This is a genomic window from Leptospira paudalimensis, from assembly GCF_026151345.1.
In the GTDB taxonomy this organism is placed as follows: domain Bacteria; phylum Spirochaetota; class Leptospiria; order Leptospirales; family Leptospiraceae; genus Leptospira_A; species Leptospira_A paudalimensis.
The window spans coordinates 1928172-1946301 of sequence record NZ_JAMQPR010000001.1 but is presented as its reverse complement, the minus strand read 5'-3'; the positions used below and the strand labels follow the sequence as shown (position 1 = coordinate 1946301).

General features: G+C 41.4%; 17 protein-coding genes. 12 read left to right on the top strand and 5 right to left on the bottom strand.

Annotated elements, in window-relative coordinates; translation table 11 throughout:
• Nucleotides 1-5 precede the first annotated feature (5 nt).
• The 12 genes from infB to ND855_RS09015 all read left to right on the top strand — a co-directional run bounded on the left by infB (nucleotide 6) and on the right by ND855_RS09015 (nucleotide 12647).
• Nucleotides 6-2750: a translation initiation factor IF-2 gene (infB, locus tag ND855_RS09070; protein WP_265358071.1), complete on the top strand. Its 2745-nt coding sequence runs from the start codon at nucleotides 6-8 to the stop codon at nucleotides 2748-2750.
• 10 nt (nucleotides 2751-2760) lie between these two features.
• On the top strand, nucleotides 2761-3204 hold the full coding sequence (rbfA, locus tag ND855_RS09065; RefSeq protein ID WP_265358070.1) for a 30S ribosome-binding factor RbfA: 444 nt from the start codon (nucleotides 2761-2763) through the stop codon (nucleotides 3202-3204).
• Nucleotides 3205-3297: 93 nt separating this feature from the next.
• Nucleotides 3298-4227: a tRNA pseudouridine(55) synthase TruB gene (gene truB / locus ND855_RS09060; RefSeq protein WP_265358069.1), complete on the top strand. Its 930-nt coding sequence runs from the start codon at nucleotides 3298-3300 to the stop codon at nucleotides 4225-4227.
• Nucleotides 4228-4253: 26 nt separating this feature from the next.
• On the top strand, nucleotides 4254-4520 hold the full coding sequence (gene rpsO / locus ND855_RS09055) for a 30S ribosomal protein S15 (protein WP_012388514.1): 267 nt from the start codon (nucleotides 4254-4256) through the stop codon (nucleotides 4518-4520).
• A 5-nt stretch (nucleotides 4521-4525) separates the two neighbouring features.
• Nucleotides 4526-6616: a polyribonucleotide nucleotidyltransferase gene (pnp, locus tag ND855_RS09050; RefSeq protein ID WP_135638947.1), complete on the top strand. Its 2091-nt coding sequence runs from the start codon at nucleotides 4526-4528 to the stop codon at nucleotides 6614-6616.
• A gap of 40 nt (nucleotides 6617-6656) precedes the next feature.
• The gene (locus ND855_RS09045) at nucleotides 6657-7949 is read left to right on the top strand and encodes a M16 family metallopeptidase (protein ID WP_265358068.1); all 1293 of its coding nucleotides are present in this window, start codon (nucleotides 6657-6659) and stop codon (nucleotides 7947-7949) included.
• Between the two features lie 13 nt (nucleotides 7950-7962).
• Nucleotides 7963-8412: a dUTP diphosphatase gene (dut, locus tag ND855_RS09040; RefSeq protein WP_265358067.1), complete on the top strand. Its 450-nt coding sequence runs from the start codon at nucleotides 7963-7965 to the stop codon at nucleotides 8410-8412.
• Nucleotides 8413-8483: 71 nt separating this feature from the next.
• The gene (gene flgG, locus ND855_RS09035) at nucleotides 8484-9281 is read left to right on the top strand and encodes a flagellar basal-body rod protein FlgG (RefSeq protein WP_012388518.1); all 798 of its coding nucleotides are present in this window, start codon (nucleotides 8484-8486) and stop codon (nucleotides 9279-9281) included.
• Complete coding sequence (gene flgA, locus ND855_RS09030) at nucleotides 9281-10222, top strand: flagellar basal body P-ring formation chaperone FlgA (RefSeq protein WP_265358066.1); 942 nt, start codon at nucleotides 9281-9283, stop codon at nucleotides 10220-10222. The genes flgG and flgA overlap by 1 nt, the downstream gene beginning before the upstream one ends.
• 54 nt (nucleotides 10223-10276) lie before the next feature.
• A complete protein-coding gene (locus tag ND855_RS09025; RefSeq protein ID WP_407658747.1) occupies nucleotides 10277-10942 on the top strand; it encodes a flagellar basal body L-ring protein FlgH in 666 nt (221 codons plus the stop codon).
• Between the two features lie 6 nt (nucleotides 10943-10948).
• A complete protein-coding gene (locus ND855_RS09020; protein WP_265358064.1) occupies nucleotides 10949-12124 on the top strand; it encodes a flagellar basal body P-ring protein FlgI in 1176 nt (391 codons plus the stop codon).
• Between the two features lie 37 nt (nucleotides 12125-12161).
• A complete protein-coding gene (locus tag ND855_RS09015) occupies nucleotides 12162-12647 on the top strand; it encodes a rod-binding protein (protein WP_265358063.1) in 486 nt (161 codons plus the stop codon).
• Here the strand turns inward: ND855_RS09015 and ND855_RS09010 are convergent.
• Genes ND855_RS09010 through ND855_RS08990 form a run of 5 tightly spaced genes read right to left on the bottom strand, consistent with a single transcriptional unit; the run spans nucleotide 12644 to nucleotide 18091 of the window.
• Nucleotides 12644-15025: a YhjD/YihY/BrkB family envelope integrity protein gene (locus tag ND855_RS09010; protein WP_265358062.1), complete on the bottom strand. Its 2382-nt coding sequence runs from the start codon at nucleotides 15023-15025 to the stop codon at nucleotides 12644-12646. The two genes, ND855_RS09015 and ND855_RS09010, sit on opposite strands and share 4 nt — an antisense overlap.
• An 8-nt stretch (nucleotides 15026-15033) precedes the next feature.
• Nucleotides 15034-15915, bottom strand: coding sequence for a class I SAM-dependent methyltransferase (locus ND855_RS09005; RefSeq protein ID WP_265358061.1), 882 nt, complete (start codon nucleotides 15913-15915; stop codon nucleotides 15034-15036).
• The gene (locus ND855_RS09000; RefSeq protein ID WP_265358060.1) at nucleotides 15915-16523 is read right to left on the bottom strand and encodes a class I SAM-dependent methyltransferase; all 609 of its coding nucleotides are present in this window, start codon (nucleotides 16521-16523) and stop codon (nucleotides 15915-15917) included. The genes ND855_RS09005 and ND855_RS09000 overlap by 1 nt, the downstream gene beginning before the upstream one ends.
• Nucleotides 16520-17722 (bottom strand): ATP-grasp domain-containing protein, encoded by a 1203-nt coding sequence (locus ND855_RS08995; protein ID WP_265358059.1) that lies wholly within the window; start codon nucleotides 17720-17722, stop codon nucleotides 16520-16522. Before ND855_RS08995 ends, ND855_RS09000 begins: the two co-directional genes overlap by 4 nt.
• Entirely contained in the window at nucleotides 17723-18091 is a 369-nt protein-coding gene (locus ND855_RS08990; RefSeq protein WP_108958969.1) for an RNA recognition motif domain-containing protein, read from the bottom strand.
• Nucleotides 18092-18130: the final 39 nt, after the last annotated feature.

Genomic DNA, 18130 nt, shown 5'->3' with positions numbered 1-18130 from the left:
ATAATATGGAAGAGCAAAAATCGATAAAAGAAACCCTCCAGCAGGGAGCCAGTGGTGACAAAACCAAGAAAAAACTTGTCATCAAGAAAAAAGCGGCCCCTTCTGATGAGAAAAAAGAATCCAGTTCCCAAGGCCAACAACAAGCGGCGGAAGTGAAACAACCTTCCACTTCTGGTGGGGACAAAAAAAAGGATTTAAACGAACTCATTCGTGAAGAAGCTAAACGACAAGGTCTCGGATCCGGTCCGCAAGCTCCTTCCCAAGCCTCTCCGATTGTATCTCGCCCTGAAAGAAAACCGGAACCTCTTCCGCAAGCCGAAAGAGAAAAACCGCAGATGGACCGCAAACCGGAATCCATTCTTTCTGGGGACACATCTTCGCCAAACTACCGTTCTGGTGGTGGTCAAGGTGGTGGAAACCAAGGTTATTTTAGAAAAGAAGATCGTAATCCCATTGTAAGCCGACCAACGACTCCACGTCCGCAAAGACAAGATGGACAAGGTGGTGGTTACCAAGGGAATCGTGGCCCAGGACAGGGTGGCGGATACCAAGGAAACAGAGGCCCAGGCCAAGGTGGTCCGGGTGGTGGTTACCAAGGGAATCGTGGTCCAGGACAGGGCGGCGGATACCAAGGAAACAGAGGCCCAGGCCAAGGTGGTCCGGGTGGTGGTTACCAAGGGAATCGTGGTCCAGGACAGGGCGGCGGATACCAAGGAAACAGAGGCCCAGGCCAAGGTGGTCCAGGTGGTGGTTACCAAGGGAACCGTGGTGCAAGACCGATTGGCCAAGGTGGACCTGGTAGTGGTAGACCACCAGGTGATGCTCCGTTCGGTGCTCCTCCGGGAGGACTTCCTGGTGCAGGTGGACCAGGTGGTGCCAAAAAGAAAGTATTCGATAAAGAAAAAGGCGGAAGGGAAGAAAATGAAAACACTAAGTTTTTCAAACAATCCTTTCGTAAACAAAAGGCACAAGCAGCAGCTCTTGCCGCTGTACCAAAAGAAATCTCAATTTTAGAAAACATCCAAGTGGGTGAGATTGCTAAAAAACTAAACCTCAAACCGGGGGAAGTGATTAGTAAACTCATGAAAATGGGGATGATGGTAACGATCAATAATGTGATCGATGCCGAAACTGCTTCCATCCTTGCTGACGATTACGGCTGTAAGGTGAAGATTGTTTCACTTTATGATGAAACCGTCATCGAGGAAGAAAAAGACGATCCAGCAGATTACATCACTCGTCCTCCAGTTGTCACGATTATGGGTCACGTTGACCATGGTAAAACAAAACTCCTCGATACCATTCGGTCTTCCCGAGTGGCAGAAGGGGAATCTGGTGGAATCACACAGCACATTGGTGCCTACCAAGTAGAAACGGAACGTGGAAAAATCGCCTTCCTTGATACTCCAGGTCACGAAGCTTTTACTTCGATGAGAGCACGTGGTGCGTCTGTGACAGACATTGTTGTCCTCGTTGTTGCTGCCGATGATGGGGTGATGCCTCAAACCATTGAAGCGATTAACCACGCCAAAGAAGCAGAAGTTCCTATCATTGTTGCGGTCAACAAAATTGACCTTCCAGCAGCAAACCCAGAAAAGGTGAGACAAGAACTTTCGAATTATGGATTACAACCAGAAGAATGGGGTGGAACTACCATCTTCTGTGATATATCAGCAAAAAGTAATATTGGAATTGATAAACTCCTTGAGATGCTCATCATCCAAGCAGAACTCTTAGACCACAAAGCCAATCCGAAACGAAAAGCAAAAGGAACCATTGTAGAAGCAAAACTCGATCCAGGTCGTGGTGCTGTGGCAACGGTTCTCATCCAAAACGGAACTCTCCGTGTGGGTGATGCGTTTGTTGCGGGAGTGCATGCAGGACGTGTTCGTGCGATGTATGACGACCTTGGTCGTTCCATCAAAGAAGCGGGCCCATCCTTTCCAGCTCTTGTAACGGGTCTCGACGGAGTTCCTGATGCAGGGGCTCCATTTGATGTGGTGATCGATGACAAAGAAGCACGAACCATCTCTCATAGCCGTCAAGATTATGAAAGACTCGGCCAATCAAAAAATGCTGCCACTCGTGTGACACTCGACAATATGAGTGAGATCATCAAACAAGGTGCCCTCAAAGAACTCAAAGTCATCATCAAAGCAGACGTTCGTGGATCGACAGAAGCGGTCAAAGAAGCTCTTGAAAAACTTTCGACTGCAGATGTTCGCCTCAATGTGATCCATGCAGGAACAGGTGCGATTGTAGATTCCGATATCATCCTTGCTTCAGCATCAAATGCAATCGTGATTGGTTTCCATACTCGTGCGAATCCGAAAACGGTTTCCCTTGCTGAGAAAGAAAAAGTCGAAATCAAATACTATAGCATCATCTACGATGTGGTGAATGAAGTGAAAGCTTCCATGGAAGGAATGCTCGAACCTGAAAAAGTGGAAAACATCATTGGTAAAGTCGAAATTCGCGATGTATTCAAAATCTCCAAAGTGGGGAACATCGCAGGTTGTATGGTGAAATCCGGTAAGGTAACCAAACAAGCATACGTTCGTGTGATTTCCAGCGAAACAGGTGAGATCACTTGGGAAGGGAAAATCAAAAACCTCAAACGTATGAAAGACGATGTGGCTGATGTCCTCACTGGATTTGAGTGTGGTATCTTACTCGATGGATTCAATGACTTCTCAGTGGGTGACGAGATCGAAGCATACGAGATTCGCGAGATTGCTCGTAAACTGTAAGGCGGCCTAAATGAATCCCATTCGAATGAAAAAACTCGAATCGGAGATCATTCGCCTCATCTCGTCTGCGATTCTGGAAGGAAAGGTAAAAGACCCACGGGTCTTTTTGCCAAGTTTCCATCGCATTGAAATCAGCGAAGACTTACGGTATGCGAAAGTATACTTCACTGCCCTTTGTAATAACAACGAAAGAAAAAAACTCACACAAGGACTTGTTTCTTGTGCGGGATTTTTGTCCTCGCTTGTCGGAAAAAACCTTCACTTGCATACGAACCCAAAGTTTAGTTTTGTCTGGGATAATAACTACATCAAAAGTTTAGAAGTGAACCGCCTCATCGATGAATCGGCTCCGAAAACACTTTTTGAAGAACTCCATCCCGATGCAGCGGATGAGGATACGACGGATACGGATGAAGAGAAAGACTCTTCCCGGAAAGACAAAGAGGCAGAATAAATCTTTCCGAAACCGAAACGACCGATTCCCATTTGGATTTTCCCTCAAATGAAAATTTATCATTCGCACCTAGAGTTTGTTTGGTGACCACTGATGGCAAAACCCTACCGATCTGGATTTTTATTTGTTTATAAACCACCTGGGATTACCAGTTCTGATTTGGTTCTAAAGACCAAACGTTTGTTAAACCAAAAATCTGTGGGGCATACGGGAACTCTTGACCGATTTGCCGAAGGCCTACTCATTCTCCCGTGTGGGGACTATACTGCTTTCTCCCAAGTATTCCTCGGAAAAGACAAAACCTATTTGGCAGAAGTGATCGTGGGATACCGCACGGATTCAGGAGACCCAGATGGAATGGTGGAAGTTGACGAAAGGGAATCCTCTCTTCAAAAATTTGAATCTCTTTTTTCCATCCAAAGATTGGAAGAAGAACTACAAAACCTCAAAAAACTCACAACTCAGAAAGCACCCAAAATCTCAGCTCTGAAAGTAGGAGGCAAACGCCAGTCTGATCTCTTCCGGGAAGGGACTGCGGTGGAAGAAAAGGAACGTGCTATCACCATCCATTCGGTAAAAGACATCCAAAAAACAGAATTTGGGTTTTCGTTTCGGGTCCATGTTAGTTCTGGAACCTACATTCGAAAACTAGTCCTTGATCTTTCCGACAAATGGGGGATTCCACTTTCCCTCGGTAGGCTTGTACGAGAATCGATCGGTGAGTACAATGTCAGTGGTGCCAAAACGTTGGAAGAGGTCACGGCAAGTGACCTCAAAGACTGGAAAGAAGTATTCCCTTTGCCGTTACGGATTGTGGACGAAACCGAAAAAAAAGCGGTAATCCACGGGGGTTATATCTGGGACAAACTCCCGAAAGCCGATTCCCTTGGGTTTTACATCGTGGATGCAGACGAGGCCACCATCCTTGCTTGGTGTTCTTACGAAGAGAAACCGAACCACATTCCTTACCGCTACCGAAAAGTATTTTTTGACCCTTCTGCAAAAATTATGTTTTCTAAATGAGTCGTTCTTAAAATCTGGACACTAGTATGATCACAAAAGAACAAAAACAGCAGATCATTGCTACATTCGGTAGCAAACCAAACGACACAGGTTCTGCAGAAGTACAAATCGCTCTTCTCGACTCTCGTATTAAAGACCTTACGGAACACTTCAAAGCAAATAAGAAGGATTTCCACTCTCGCCGTGGCCTAATCGCTATGGTAAACCAGAGAAAGAGTTTGTTGGAATACCTCAAACGTTCCAACTTAGAAAGTTATAAAAAGCTGATTGAAAAACTCGGCCTTAGGAAGTAATTCCTATGGCTACAGAGTTCACTGGTGTTTGGGGTAGAGATTCTATTACCCTAGAGACCGGCAAGTGGGCGAAACAAGCTCACGGGTCGGTTGTATACAAAACCGGAAATTTGGTCCTGCTTGCCACTGTGTGTGCAGCTGACGAACCAAAAGAAGGACAAGATTTTTTCCCTTTAACTTGCGAATATACGGAAAAAGCTTACTCAGTAGGTCGTTTTCCTGGCGGTTACTTCAAACGCGAAGCAAAACCTGCAGAGCACGAAGTATTACTCTCTCGTATCATCGATAGACCGATCCGTCCGATGTTCCCTGAAGGTTACTTCTCGGAAGTCCAACTCCTCGTCCAAGTATTATCTGCTGATAAACAAGTTTCTGTCCAAGGCCATGCAATTAATGCAGCTTCGGCGGCACTTTCTGTTTCTTCCATTCCATTTGCAGGTCCCATTGCGGGTGCTCGTATCGGAAGGATCGCTGGTGAGTTCATTTTAAACCCGACCAACGAAGAAATCACTAAATCTGATTTGGATTTAGTCGTCGCAGGAACCAAAGATGCCATCGTCATGATCGAAGGGGAAGCAAGCGAAATCTCCAAAGAAGACATGATGAATGCTCTTCGTTTTGCACAAGAACAGCTGAAAATTGCTGTGATGATGCAGGAAGAATTGGCTAAGAAAAATGGTACGGTTAAAAAAGAAGTCGTTTTAAAAACTCCTGATAAAGAACTCCACGCAAAAATTCGTGAGTTTGCATTTGAACGTTTAACAGCTGCTAACAAGAATGCAGACAAAGCAAAACGTAACGATGACATCAAAGCCATTAACAAAGAAACGGTTGAACATTTTAAAACCTTACTGGCTCCAGAAGATAAAACAAAAGACATCAAACATTTCCTTCATGAATTAGAATACGAAGTTGTTCGTGAACTAGTGCTTGGAGAAGGGATTCGTTTTGACGGTCGGAAAACAAACGAAATACGACAAATTTCATGTGAGATTGATGTACTTCCTGGACCACATGGTTCTGCTGTTTTCACAAGAGGACAAACTCAGTCCCTTGGGGTCATGACACTTGGAACTACTTCGGATAACCAACGTTACGAAACTCTCGAAGGTTCCAAAGAAAAGAACTTTATGTTACACTATAATTTCCCTGCGTTTTCTGTAGGGGAAGTGCGACGTAACTCTGGCCCTGGCAGACGTGAAATTGGTCATGGGAATCTAGCAGAACGTGCGATTAAAAAAGTCCTTCCTACGCAAACAGAGTTTCCGTATGTGATACGACTTGTGTCTGAAATTTTAGAATCCAATGGATCTTCTTCTATGGCGTCCGTTTGTTCGGGAACACTCGCGCTTATGGCGGGTGGGGTTCCGATTTCTGGCCCTGTGTCTGGGATTGCAATGGGACTTTTCAGTGATGAAAAAGGCCGATTTGCGGTTCTTTCTGACATTGCTGGGATCGAAGACCACTTTGGTGATATGGACTTCAAACTTGCGGGAACCAAAAAAGGCATCACTGCCTTCCAAATGGACCTAAAAGTGAATGGTCTAGGACTTGAAGTCTTACAAAAGGCCATCGAACAAGCAGAAGTGGGTCGTGACCACATCCTTGGTGAGATGAACAAAGCGATTTCTTCCGTAAAAGGAAACTTAAGCGAAAACGCTCCACGTATCACCCAAAAACAAATTCCAAAGGATCGAATCGGAGAACTCATTGGCCCTGGTGGGAAAATGATCCGTGCCATCATCGAACAATCTGGTTCGGAAATTTCTGTGGATGACTCTGGAAAGGTAACCATTGCCTCTCCAAGTGAAGAGTCCAAAGAAAAAGCCATTGCCATGATCGATGGAATCTTTGAAGAAATTGAAGTGGGGAAAATTTACGAAGGGGTGATTAAACGAATCGCTGACTTTGGTGCTTTTGTTGAAATTTTACCAGGAAAAGAAGGGCTTTGCCACATCTCTAAACTAGATGTGAAACGAGTTCAATCTGTTCGTGACATTGTTTCCGAAGGGGAAAAAATCAAAGTGAAAGTAATTTCCGTTGATAAAATGGGAAAAATTGATCTTTCGAGAAAGGATGTCCTTTTAGACAACTAAACAACAGTCCCCAAACATCTGTTTGGGGGGAGTGAACAAAATGGCACCCGTCATTGAATGCAAACGAACTGTATTGCCAAATGGTCTTACAGTTCTTTTCCAACCTATGAAACACGCATCCTCTATGGGGGTGGGTGTTTTTTTAAAACAAGGCAGTCTTGCCGAAACCAATTCTGAACATGGTTACTTTCACTTTTTAGAGCATATGCTCTTCAAAGATACAGAAACACGCACAAGTAAAGAAATCGCTGAATCCATCGAACGAGTCGGTGGGATTTTGAATGGTTCTACGGGGCGAGAATACACACAATACTATGTCGTTGCTATCAAAAACCAAGCAGAGTTAGCATTTGAAATTTTGTCAGATATGCTCTTTCGACCACTGTTTCGAAAGGAAGACATACAAACTGAGAAAGGTGTCATCATGGAAGAGATGCGTTCATATGAAGATGCCCCCGATGATTTTGTGTATGATTATTATTTTCGCAATATCTTTGGGAAGTCACCTTACGGGCGTGATATCATTGGAACCAAAAAATCAGTAACAGGTGTCACAGAAAAATCCATTCGTACTTTTTTTGAAAAACATTATTTCCCAAAGAATATGGTGATCTCTGTTTCGGGAAATTTCACTTGGGAGAAAGTCCTGGATCTCACAAATAAATACTTTTCTTTTGAAAATCCCAAAGGGAAAAATCCGACTGAACTCATCATTCCAGCACCTAGAAAAAGTTATTCGAAACATTTGGAACGTCGTAAAATTGAGCAGTTCCATATCATGCTTGGTGTGAACGGAAAAAAAAGAGACTACCGAACTGTGACTGTTTCAGGTCTTATTTCCACCATCCTGGGTGGTGGAATGGCATCTCGGCTTTTCCAAAACATCCGTGAAAAAGAAGGGCTTTGTTATAGTATTTACAGTTTTCCTTCGTATTACAAAACCACAGGACTTTTTTCGATTTCCTCTGCCACTTCCAAAGAAAAAGCAGCACGATGTGTGGAACTGATCTTAAAAGAATTGGAAACGATCACAAAACATGGTTTTACCAAATCCGAGCTGGCGGATGCCAAATCCAACCAAATGGGTTCGATTGCGATTGGGTATGAACTCCCTGAAAACCGAATGAATAATATTGGATTACAAGAAATCTATTACGGTACCTATTTTTCTTTGGAAGATCGTATGAAGGCAATTAAGTCAGTCACCTTAGACGAGATCAATCTTGCCGCCAAAGAAATGTTTGGTTTAGACAAAGTCCATTTGTCTTGTGTCGGGGATATGACGGAAACCCAATTTGCCAAAATTCCCGTTCAGTTTGGTGGATCGGTTTAAAAAAGGGAACTTGATGCAAAATCAAATTAACCATTTACAAATCCAGATTCTAAGAGAAGGGGCAGTTGTCCCTGAATACAAAACAGTTGGTTCTGCGGGTATGGACCTCTCCGCCTGCCTTTCGGAAAATCTTCTCCTTCCGAAGGGGGAAGTGGTATTGGTTCCGACTGGACTTGCCATGGCGATCCCTGATGGGTATGAAGGCCAAATCCGACCTCGGAGTGGATTTTCCACAAAACAGAGAATCATCATGCCCAATTGTCCAGGCACCATTGACTCCGATTACCGGGGTGAGATCCTCATCCCACTATTGAATCTCAGTGGATCTGATTATCTTTTGGAACCAGGTACACGTGTTGCGCAAATGGTGATCCAAGCGGTGGTGAAATTTCCCATCCAAGTGGTTACGGAACTCGGTTCCACAGAACGTGGGACGGGTGGGTTCGGGAGTACAGGAAAATAAGACATAATCATAAAAAAAGACACTTAGCTTTTTTGACAGTCTTCCGATAGAAGCTGTAGAGGTGCCTTTTTATGATGCGATCCCTTTGGACCGGCGCTACCGGGATGATTGCCCAACAATTTCATATTGATACCGTTGCCAATAACCTTGCCAACGTGAATACCACAGGTTTCAAAAAGAACCGAGTGGACTTTGAAGATTTAGTGTACCAACACCAAGTGCTTGCGGGAACTCCTGCTACCTCTGTTTCCGAAATCCCAACTGGTGTGAATGTGGGTCATGGTGTGAAAGTTGCCGCCACACAGAAGTTATTCGAAATTGGTTCCTTCCAAGCAACTGGGAATAAACTTGATTTAGCTCTCACTGGTGAGATGGCATTTTTTAAAATCCAAATGCCTGATGGCACTTTTTCTTATTCCCGGGACGGATCCTTTAAGATTGATTCGAACCAACAAGTGGTGACTTCGAATGGATATCTTCTCGAACCACCCATCATCCTTCCTGAAAATGCAATTTTAAATACTCTTATGGTGTCCGAAGAAGGCGAAGTCACAGTGAAAATCGGAAATGACATTCGCCCCACAACCATCGGGCAATTGGAACTTTACCGATTTGTAAACCCTGCAGGACTCCAAGCTGTGGGTAAAAACTTATTCCGTGAAACCGTTGCTTCCGGCCAAGAAATTCCAGGGATGCCTTCCCAAGAAGGGTATGGAAGTGTGTTACAAGGATTCTTAGAAATGAGTAACGTGAAAATCGTAGAAGAGATGGTGAATATGATCGTGGCACAAAGGGCTTACGAATCCAATTCCAAAACCATCCAAACCTCGGATAACATGCTTTCTACGGCGATTGGATTAAAACGTTAATGAAATTTTGGATCTCCATCCTTTTTAGTTTGGTGTTCTGTTTGCCAGTAATTGCAAACAAAGAAGACAACCGACTCTATCTCAAACCAAAAACCATCGTGGGTATGGGTGAGGTACGATTGTCTGAATTTACCAACTGGAAAGGGAATTGGAATCCAATTGTGTTTCGTTCTGTCAAAACACCCATCATCATTAGCCCTGAATCACTTTCGGATACAATTACTTCTCTTTATACCAAAGAATTTGGAGAAGGAATATCGTTCCAGGTGATGGGGAAAGAAGGGATTCTCCTTCCGAAAACTTCCCATGTATCCAAAAAAGAATTAGAAGAGTCTCTTTGGAAAGCTCTCTCACTTGCGAACCCAAATGGGTTAGGCGAAATCGGTGAAAACTTTCGGATCCAATCAGAGAAGGAATCCTTTCCCATCATTTCGGGAACTTCTCCCGTATGGCGTAGCCTTGGCCATTCTTTACATGCAGGGAAACGTTTGTTTCCATTGGATTTTTACTTCGAAGGGAAACTGGTTCATTCGGAATCCATTCCCTTCCTCATTGAAGAAAAGAAAAAAGCTTACTTCACGACTAAAGAAATTCCAGCAAAAACGGTTTTAACAGAAAACGATGTAGAACTACGTAGTTTTTTTTCTGCAGATTCATTCCGAGAATTCACTGAGGAAAACCCTGTGGGTAAAACGGCTCTCAATGGATTTTTACCAGACACTGCCATTGAAAAAAAACAAGTACGTACTCTCCATACCATTGAACGAGGCCAAGAAGTGGAACTTGTCTACACGATTGGAAATCTATTATTAAAAATCAAAACAAGAGCTCTTGCTTCTGGCAATAAGGGGGAAGAAATTCCACTCCTCAATTTGGCTTCCCAAAAGACCATTCGAGCTCGTGTACAAAACGAAGGTGTATGCCTTTTGGAAGAGAGATAAGAGATGTACTTTTTAAAATCCAAATCAAGCTGTATGATTGTTTTTTTCTGTGGGATGATCACTTATTTTGGTGAGTTCCGAGTTTTGTTTTCTTCCTTCACATTGTCACCTACCTTATCTGCAGAATCCTTATGGAAGGACAAAGACCCGTATTCCTATCCTAAAACCATCCAACCAGGGACTGTTGTGAAAGTGGTTTTGAAAAATGGACTTCGAGTGGAATATGAATCCGAATACAAAGCAACCTTTGACAATGATATCAAAACCGTTCCTGATAAAAAATTAGTCCCAGACCTACCCAATTATACTGCAAACTCTACCTATATGCGATCCAAAGTGGGAAAATCCAAATCCCAGGGGAAAGTAGTGGGTGTGATGGCAGTTCTTGTGACCGGAATTGATCCAGGTACTGGCAATTTAGAATTAGAAGGCAGTCGTGTGTTTAATCTTTCGGAAGAAAGAATTAACTTACGTTTATCGGGAACAATTTCACCAGAAGACCTAGATAAAAATCGTTTCATTCCGAGTGACCTCATCGCCAATTTACGAGTAGAATACCAAGGCACTCTGAATCCCAAAGAACTAAATGATCCCAATATCCAAATGAAACGGATTACAAATCCTGATGGATCTGTGACAGAAAAAGCAGAACTTTCAGACAAAGAAAAACAGGAAATCATCTTAAAAAACATTAAACGACTCTTAGGTGAAAGTGAGTAATCCTTTATGATTCGAAACAACAAACTGAAACAAACTTTCACAGAAATTGACTTTTCCAATAATGCTTCGATTTCGAAACAGAAATTATTTCAAACAAAGGTTACCTCTTTGTTCATTTATGTATTCTCTTTGATTTGTCTAAACAGTTCCCTTTTTGCTGTGGAAACGAGGCTTAAGGATTTGGTTCGGATTGATGCGGTTCGGGAAAACCAACTGACTGGATTTGGTCTTGTAGTAGGACTAAATGGAACTGGGGATACTAAAAACCCTTTGACTGAGGAAGCACTTCAAAACTACCTCGCAGGTCTTGGGGTAAATACCAAAAAGAATTTGCGAGATGCCAAAAATACTGCCTCAGTTCTCATCACTGCGAATGTCCCTGTGAATTTAAAAGAAGGGGATAAAATTGATGTGGTTGTATCCTCTCTTGGTGATGCCCGTTCTCTAGAAGGTGGGGTATTACTCCAATCTCCACTGAAAGCCGGTAATGGCGAAACGATAGCCGTTGCATCCGGTGTACTCGTGTTTGGTGGTAAGGAAAAAAAGAGAGGTGCTGATAAAAAATCTGGTTCGAACACGGCTCTTGTTCCCTTTGGAGCTATTTTGGAAAAATCCATTCCAAATGCACCCATCACCAAATCAGTGAAACTCACATTACTCGAAAAAGATTACACAACCATGGGAGCCATTGTGGACACCATCACCGCTGAATTATCGGTGGTACCTGAAGTGGTGTCACCAACAGAAATACTTGTTCCTCTACCGATGGCAAAAGATACGACTGGTCCGAATGGTGAATTAGTGACTGGTGCACCAAAATTAGATCTTACCTTTTTATCCAAATTAGAAAACCTGACTATCAATTCCTCTCCGGTGGCAAGAGTTGTCATCAATGAACGGACAGGAACGATTGTAATGGGAGCAAACATAGCCATTGATGAAGTGGCCATTTCCCAACAAGGCCTAACCATCCAAATTGCAAACAGAGACAAAGCACGGTATTTTTTTCCCATCCAAGATGATGGAAAGGGTGAGTCTGTTTTTGTCCTGAAGGAAACCACCCAGGTTTCGGATGTGGTGGGTGCCTTAAATAAAGTGGGAGCTTCCACGAAGGATATCATCTCCATTTTGGAAGCCTTAAAAAAACAAGGGGCATTAAAAGCAGAACTTGTGATCCAGTAATTGGAAATTCTGCCGATACTTTTAGTAGACATAATATATGGACATTCACAAAATCCAAGATTACTCGGGAAGACTCAGCCGATCCAAAGACGAAACCATCCTCAATCGGATGAAGTCGTTATCTGACCCCAAAGGGAAAGAAACAAACGGAAACAATAGATCGGAATTTCAAAATTTACTCGAGAACCATGAAGAACTCATGGGGAAGGTTAGTTCCTCTTCTTTAAAAGTACCACAAAACATCCGTGAGGAGATTACTGCTGATCCTTATCGTAAAAAATTATATGATGCTTCTGTGGAATTTGAATCTGTATTTGTGAAGATGATGTTAAAGGAAATGAAAAACACCATCCATAAAGAAAAACTCATCGATGGTGGGTATGCAGAAGAGATTTTTGAAGATATGCTTTATGATGAGTATGCTAAAAATATTTCACAAAACGAATCAATGGGTTTGGCGGAAGAGATCTACAAACAAATGTCTGCGTCTCTTCCACCTTTGAAATCAAAACCGTATCTTTAAATCCAATTCGTAAAAGAAGTTTTTCGAAGTTCTTCCTTCCACTTATCTTCCAATTGGGTGAGACTGTCGTTTAGTTTTGGAGACAAACTTGCCCTTTCTTTTGGTGCACCTAGTTTAAAACTAGATGTTTCTTCATACACTGAAACCAGATTGATTTGATCTTTTAATTTGATTGGTGTGATTCGTTTGTCTTCCGTGATTTGGATGAATTGAGCCTCAGTTAATTTGTCCAAAATTTGGTTTAATTCCTTTTCAGGCAAAACAAGTGACTTTCGTAACTGTGCAAGTTTGATGAGTTCCCCTTGGCTTTGTTGGTGAGAATAGGTAAGTGTTAATACTTGCAGAATTTTATAAAATTCAAAGGAAAGTGTTCCATCAATATCATCAAATGGATGTTTCGGAAGTAAGTATCGATCAGGGAATTGTAGGGTTGCCGTTACTTCTGCTCCATACAAGATGATAAGAGAAATGGAATAAATTGCAAGTAAGGTGATGGGGATTGCTGCTAATGCTTTATAGACTAACATTGTTTTTTCGGTAAAAGATGTGAGGTAAATATTGATAAACCCCCAAAAAAACAAAATGAGAATCAAACCAGTTACAGCTGCACCAATTGATGAGGCTCTGAGAGGAACCTTTGTGTTCGGGATGATATTAAAAATCAGTAAGAAAAATAACCATAATGCTAACAATGGTAACAAAAATTGGAAAATGGAATAAAGGGAAAAAAATCGTTTTCCACCTTGGTATTTTTTCCAAATGGTTTGGCCATTTCCATCTTCTTCTACACGAATGATTTTATTAAATTCACCAACTCCAACGATGCCTAACATTCCTTCATTCGGACTTTCAGCTTCATTTTGGTTTTCGATTTCGATTGGTTCTTCAGATGTTAACGTATTGGAAACTATGGAGGAAACTGTTTCCTTCGAACCATTATTTTCTAAATTGGAATCTGATTTTTTCTTAGAAAGTAATAACATGTCTAAGATCATTCCTGCTTTTCCTTTGTAAGCAACTGACCAATTTTCACCTTCATCTTCTGAAAGGAGAATGTCTCCTAAGGAAGTTAAAACAAAGATATCATAGTCTTGTTTTTTAGGAGAAACAAATACCCAAACACGTTCATATGAATATTTTCTATGGCTAAGGTCTGTCCAAGTATAGCCACCATCAGTCGTTTTGAAAATGGCACCACTATCTCCTACTAAAAAACCCACATTACGATTGAGAAAGGAGATATCGTTTAGAGGTTTGCTAGAGATTTCTTGAGGGAAAAAAGTTGTTCCACCATCACTCGTTTTCCATAACCTTCCCTCTCGATCCAAAATGAATCCGTCCTTTTCGGAGAAAAATCGAACTCGGATGGGAGTGATCGCTTCATCATGGAATCGTTTGATTTCTTTGAATGGTTTTCCTAAATCATATCGTAAGGTTCTTGTATCCTTCGTTAAAATGTAGAGTGTATCGTAATCAATGGCACCAAAATCGGAAATTGAAATTCCTTTTAATGCGTGTACCTTCCAAGATTTCCCCAAATCATTTGAATATAAAAATGTACCTTCTTCTGAAATGGTGAATAAGTCATTTCCTACACTTCTGATTCTAAAAAAGTTTTCTTTTCTGATATTGGGCTTTTTGCATGTTCCTGTTTCGACAGTTTCCATATCGATACAAAGCATATTTTCAAAGTCTATGCTTGCTTCTGGAATGAAGGAAATGGATTTGTTCAACTCCCGCATCACACCAATATTCCCTTTTTCTCCCGCTACCCAAATTTCTCCATGTTTTGTTGCAACAATAGACTTTAAATGTGGTGAACGAACAGAATCAGAAATTGTATCTGTAATATTTTTCCCAACAACGAACAGTAAAGGTCCAAAAGAAATTAGGAAAAAATAAAACACAAATTTATTAATAAAATTTCGATGAAAGTCAATTTTCCAAATGATATGAAATGCTTTTTCTAACGAACGTAATACGGCTGTGGCAGAAAAGATAAATACCACAAATCCAACAGCTCCAATTTGTGTTGCTGTGGAGATAATATCCGTGAGTGTTTCTAAATAGGGTGTGATATCAAATTGAATATTGTTTTGTAATAAGTATGAATTGATTTTATCAACAAGTTCGCCTTGGTTTGTGTGCACCCCGGACGCCACCGTAATGAGAGCAAGAGCGACAGTTAATGTGGGAATGAGGGTAACAATTGTCGTGTAAGCTAAACTTGAGCCAATGATCAGACAGTCGTCTTTCATAAAACGATGTACCGATACAAGTAACACTCGTAAACCTAGAATGATTTTTTGTTTGATACTAGGTGTTTCGGGAATGGTTGTCAGACGAACAAGGAGTGGGGTTTTGATGGTGTCGCTCATAAACTGTCCTATTTTTTAAATGCATACAAAACATAACTAGAGGTGAGAGGAAATCCATTCCGTTTCATTTTGGATACAAAATGATAATAGGAAATGCGAAACCATTTCAGGTAATCTTTCCATGTCCGGAAGGAACCCCTTACTTTTTTGAGTTTAGCCATTAATGGAAAATCCACACCGAAGTAAGATACGAAACTTCCAAATCCAAGTTGAGTCAATATTTTTTTTAACAGGGTATCAGAGTAATAAAAGACATGACCTGGCATATAATAATGGTAACTGGAACCTTCTGTTTTAGCTTGCCAACCTTCAAAATTAGCAGTTTGTAGAAGTAATAACCCACCAGGTTTTAAAATTCTTGTTAATTCTTGGAAAAATAGGATGGGATTTTCAATGTGTTCGATCACTTCGACCATCGTGATCACATCAAAACTTTGATTTGGAAAATTTGCCTCATACAGATTGCCATTGAATGTAGGGATTTGGTTTTCATTCGCATAACTAGCTGCATACGTTGAGATTTCCACTCCTTGGATAGAATATCCTTCTTCCCTTGCCACTTCCAAAAATCCACCAAAGGAAGAACCAATGTCTAAAAAGTGGCCAGTTGGACGAAACCGTTTGATGTTTTGGATCCTTGCCTTCCATACAAAACGAAAAAAAGGTTTTTGTTCTCGTTCATCGATATAGGTGTAATCTGCTTTTCCTTGGTAATACTCTTGTGTGTATAATTCTTTTTGGTTGGGCCTTGGTGAAAGTGCTTGGAGTTTGCAAGTTTGGCATTCTACAATAGATAGGCCTTTGTATTGGCCTTGTGTTTGGTAAAGTGGTTTCCAATCACATTCACCTTGGAGAGGGCATTCTTTTCTTAAAGAATCCATCTCATCCATTATTTTTTCGCAAGGAAAAACCAGTGGCAAATTCGTTCTGTGAGTTTTCCGAGGGGAGTTCTTTCTGTATAACCAATTGAAACTTCGGAAAAGATTGATAAAAAATCTTTTAGGTCAGAGAGGGAATATGTCTCGGCATACCCACCACTAAGATCAATTAGGTTGATTGTTCCTTGGCTTAAGCCTAAATGTGTATCTCCTTCGGCTCGAATGGAACCAAGCAAATACCCGTTTGGTGTTAAAGAATGGTAAAGAGAAGCGAGGAGTTCTTTTGCATCACTTCGGTTGTTATAATGAAATACTCCCCAACTGACAATCACTGCAAATTCCTCTGGTCCAAATGGTAATGGGAGGTTTGGAGTGTGCAGGAACTTTATGGATGGTTCCGATTTTGTTAGTAAATCAATGGTTGTTTTGGCATTATCACATGCCTTTACTTCGTATCCAAAACTTTGTAAAAGGACTGAGTGCCTTCCTGACCCACAACCAAAGTCTAACGCTTTCCGATTTGGGGGATCAATTTTGGAGAGTAGGCGTACAAGATTCTCATCGGGGAAATTTAGTTTTGATTTTGGTCTTTCGTAGTGTTTGTCCCAGACGTTTTTCATGTTTCCAATCGGTCAAGGATTGACCTATACCAGTCTTTTTGGGAAATATTTTGTTTGGTAGAGATTCCAAAAACAAACGTTCGTCTATGGTTTCCTTCTCGTGAGTCCAAACTTGTCCCTGTAGGAATCAACTGTTTTTGGAAGAACAAAGTTTCCATCGAATTAGGAACGAATCCTTTTGGATCCGTCATCTTTTTTTGTTTGGTGGAAGGAAGGATAAAAAAGATACCTGAATGAGTGATTCCTTTTCCAGGTGTTTTTAAAAATTCAGGTCTTGTTTTTTCACCGATGGTGACAGAAAGTAAGTCCTTAAAATAATCATACCCGTAATGAGCAGGTAAAAGTTGGTCGGCTAAAAACTCACCACCCACTTCAGGTGTTGCTTCAATGAGAATACATTCTTTATTTTTTGTGATTTTAAATTCTGCAACAAAAGGTCCTGTTTTTAATTTACAGGCTGTCACAATACTCTGGCAGATCATTTTTAATTCTCCTGCCATTGTTAAATGTTGCGAAGGTGCAATGTGCGCCACTTCCATAAAATGAGGAATCCCCGTTGTTACTTTGTCTGTAAGTGATACTAAATAAAATCGTTTATTGATGACAAACCCAAGGACAGTCACCTCTTCCCCTGGAGTGTAAGGTTCGATTAAATACGTCTCATTCGATTTGTTTTTTAAGAATTTTTTATAATCAACTTCTGATTCAATGACAGTGATTCCTTTTTTGCCTGATCCTTCTTTGGGTTTGGCAATCATAGGGAATTGCAGATCTAATTTTTTATCTTTCGATTTGGGTGAAACAGAAGTGGGAATCAATGATGGAACTGGAATTCCATACTTGGAAACCGATTGTTTAAACTTTTCTTTGTCTAAAAAAAGGTTTGTACTTTCTCTTGGATTCCCTCGTAGTTTTAATTTTTCAGCAAGATACGAAACGGTATACACTGCTTTGCCGTAAGACCGCGAACCCACTCCCAATAATTTGTAGGGAAGGGGGACCTTACCCATTGCGTGTAAAATTTTACGGTATTCGTGAGTAGATTCTAATATTTTAATATCACACTCAACGAGGCCAGGTGCCATTGGATTGGTATCCACAGCAATGACCTTAAGTCCTCTTTGTTTCGCTGCACGAATGAGAGGGATTTGGTTCTCCCCGGCACCCACGGAGAGATAACTTCCATGTAATTGTTTCATTTAGGACCCGCGAGAACCACCACGGCGTTGTACTCCTGTATTGCCACCACCTGATGTTTGGTTTCTACCAAAGGTTGGTTTTGCGACAGCAGGACTTCCTTTTTTCTTTTGGGCTTCATTTTGCGCTTTGGTCAATTCTTCTTGGTTGACCACGACGATTTTTTTCCCTTCCAATTCCTTTCCATTGAGATTTGCGATGGCTTTTTCCGCATCTGCATCGGCCATTTCGGCGGTTCCATACCCAAGCGAAACCTTCGTGAGTTTGTCACGTTTGATTTGTAGGTGTGTTACCTTTCCATGGGCGGAAAGAAGTTTCTCGAGGGCATCGTCCGAAAGTGATTGGGGGAGGTTTCCGATAGATAACTTCATGTCCTTCTTTTTTCCGAAAAATTCCCCAAAAATTCAACT

What these genes read in the sequence shown, in the direction of transcription:
- infB (WP_265358071.1), top strand. Translation starts at nt 6, where the DNA reads ATGGAAGAGCAAAAATCGATAAAAGAAACCCTCCAGCAGGGAGCCAGT.
- rbfA (WP_265358070.1), top strand. Translation starts at nt 2,761, where the DNA reads ATGAATCCCATTCGAATGAAAAAACTCGAATCGGAGATCATTCGCCTC.
- truB (WP_265358069.1), top strand. Translation starts at nt 3,298, where the DNA reads ATGGCAAAACCCTACCGATCTGGATTTTTATTTGTTTATAAACCACCT.
- rpsO (WP_012388514.1), top strand. Translation starts at nt 4,254, where the DNA reads ATGATCACAAAAGAACAAAAACAGCAGATCATTGCTACATTCGGTAGC.
- pnp (WP_135638947.1), top strand. Translation starts at nt 4,526, where the DNA reads ATGGCTACAGAGTTCACTGGTGTTTGGGGTAGAGATTCTATTACCCTA.
- ND855_RS09045 (WP_265358068.1), top strand. Translation starts at nt 6,657, where the DNA reads ATGGCACCCGTCATTGAATGCAAACGAACTGTATTGCCAAATGGTCTT.
- dut (WP_265358067.1), top strand. Translation starts at nt 7,963, where the DNA reads ATGCAAAATCAAATTAACCATTTACAAATCCAGATTCTAAGAGAAGGG.
- flgG (WP_012388518.1), top strand. Translation starts at nt 8,484, where the DNA reads ATGATGCGATCCCTTTGGACCGGCGCTACCGGGATGATTGCCCAACAA.
- flgA (WP_265358066.1), top strand. Translation starts at nt 9,281, where the DNA reads ATGAAATTTTGGATCTCCATCCTTTTTAGTTTGGTGTTCTGTTTGCCA.
- ND855_RS09025 (WP_407658747.1), top strand. Translation starts at nt 10,277, where the DNA reads ATGATCACTTATTTTGGTGAGTTCCGAGTTTTGTTTTCTTCCTTCACA.
- ND855_RS09020 (WP_265358064.1), top strand. Translation starts at nt 10,949, where the DNA reads ATGATTCGAAACAACAAACTGAAACAAACTTTCACAGAAATTGACTTT.
- ND855_RS09015 (WP_265358063.1), top strand. Translation starts at nt 12,162, where the DNA reads ATGGACATTCACAAAATCCAAGATTACTCGGGAAGACTCAGCCGATCC.
- ND855_RS09010 (WP_265358062.1), bottom strand. Translation starts at nt 15,025, where the DNA reads ATGAGCGACACCATCAAAACCCCACTCCTTGTTCGTCTGACAACCATT.
- ND855_RS09005 (WP_265358061.1), bottom strand. Translation starts at nt 15,915, where the DNA reads ATGGATGAGATGGATTCTTTAAGAAAAGAATGCCCTCTCCAAGGTGAA.
- ND855_RS09000 (WP_265358060.1), bottom strand. Translation starts at nt 16,523, where the DNA reads ATGAAAAACGTCTGGGACAAACACTACGAAAGACCAAAATCAAAACTA.
- ND855_RS08995 (WP_265358059.1), bottom strand. Translation starts at nt 17,722, where the DNA reads ATGAAACAATTACATGGAAGTTATCTCTCCGTGGGTGCCGGGGAGAAC.
- ND855_RS08990 (WP_108958969.1), bottom strand. Translation starts at nt 18,091, where the DNA reads ATGAAGTTATCTATCGGAAACCTCCCCCAATCACTTTCGGACGATGCC.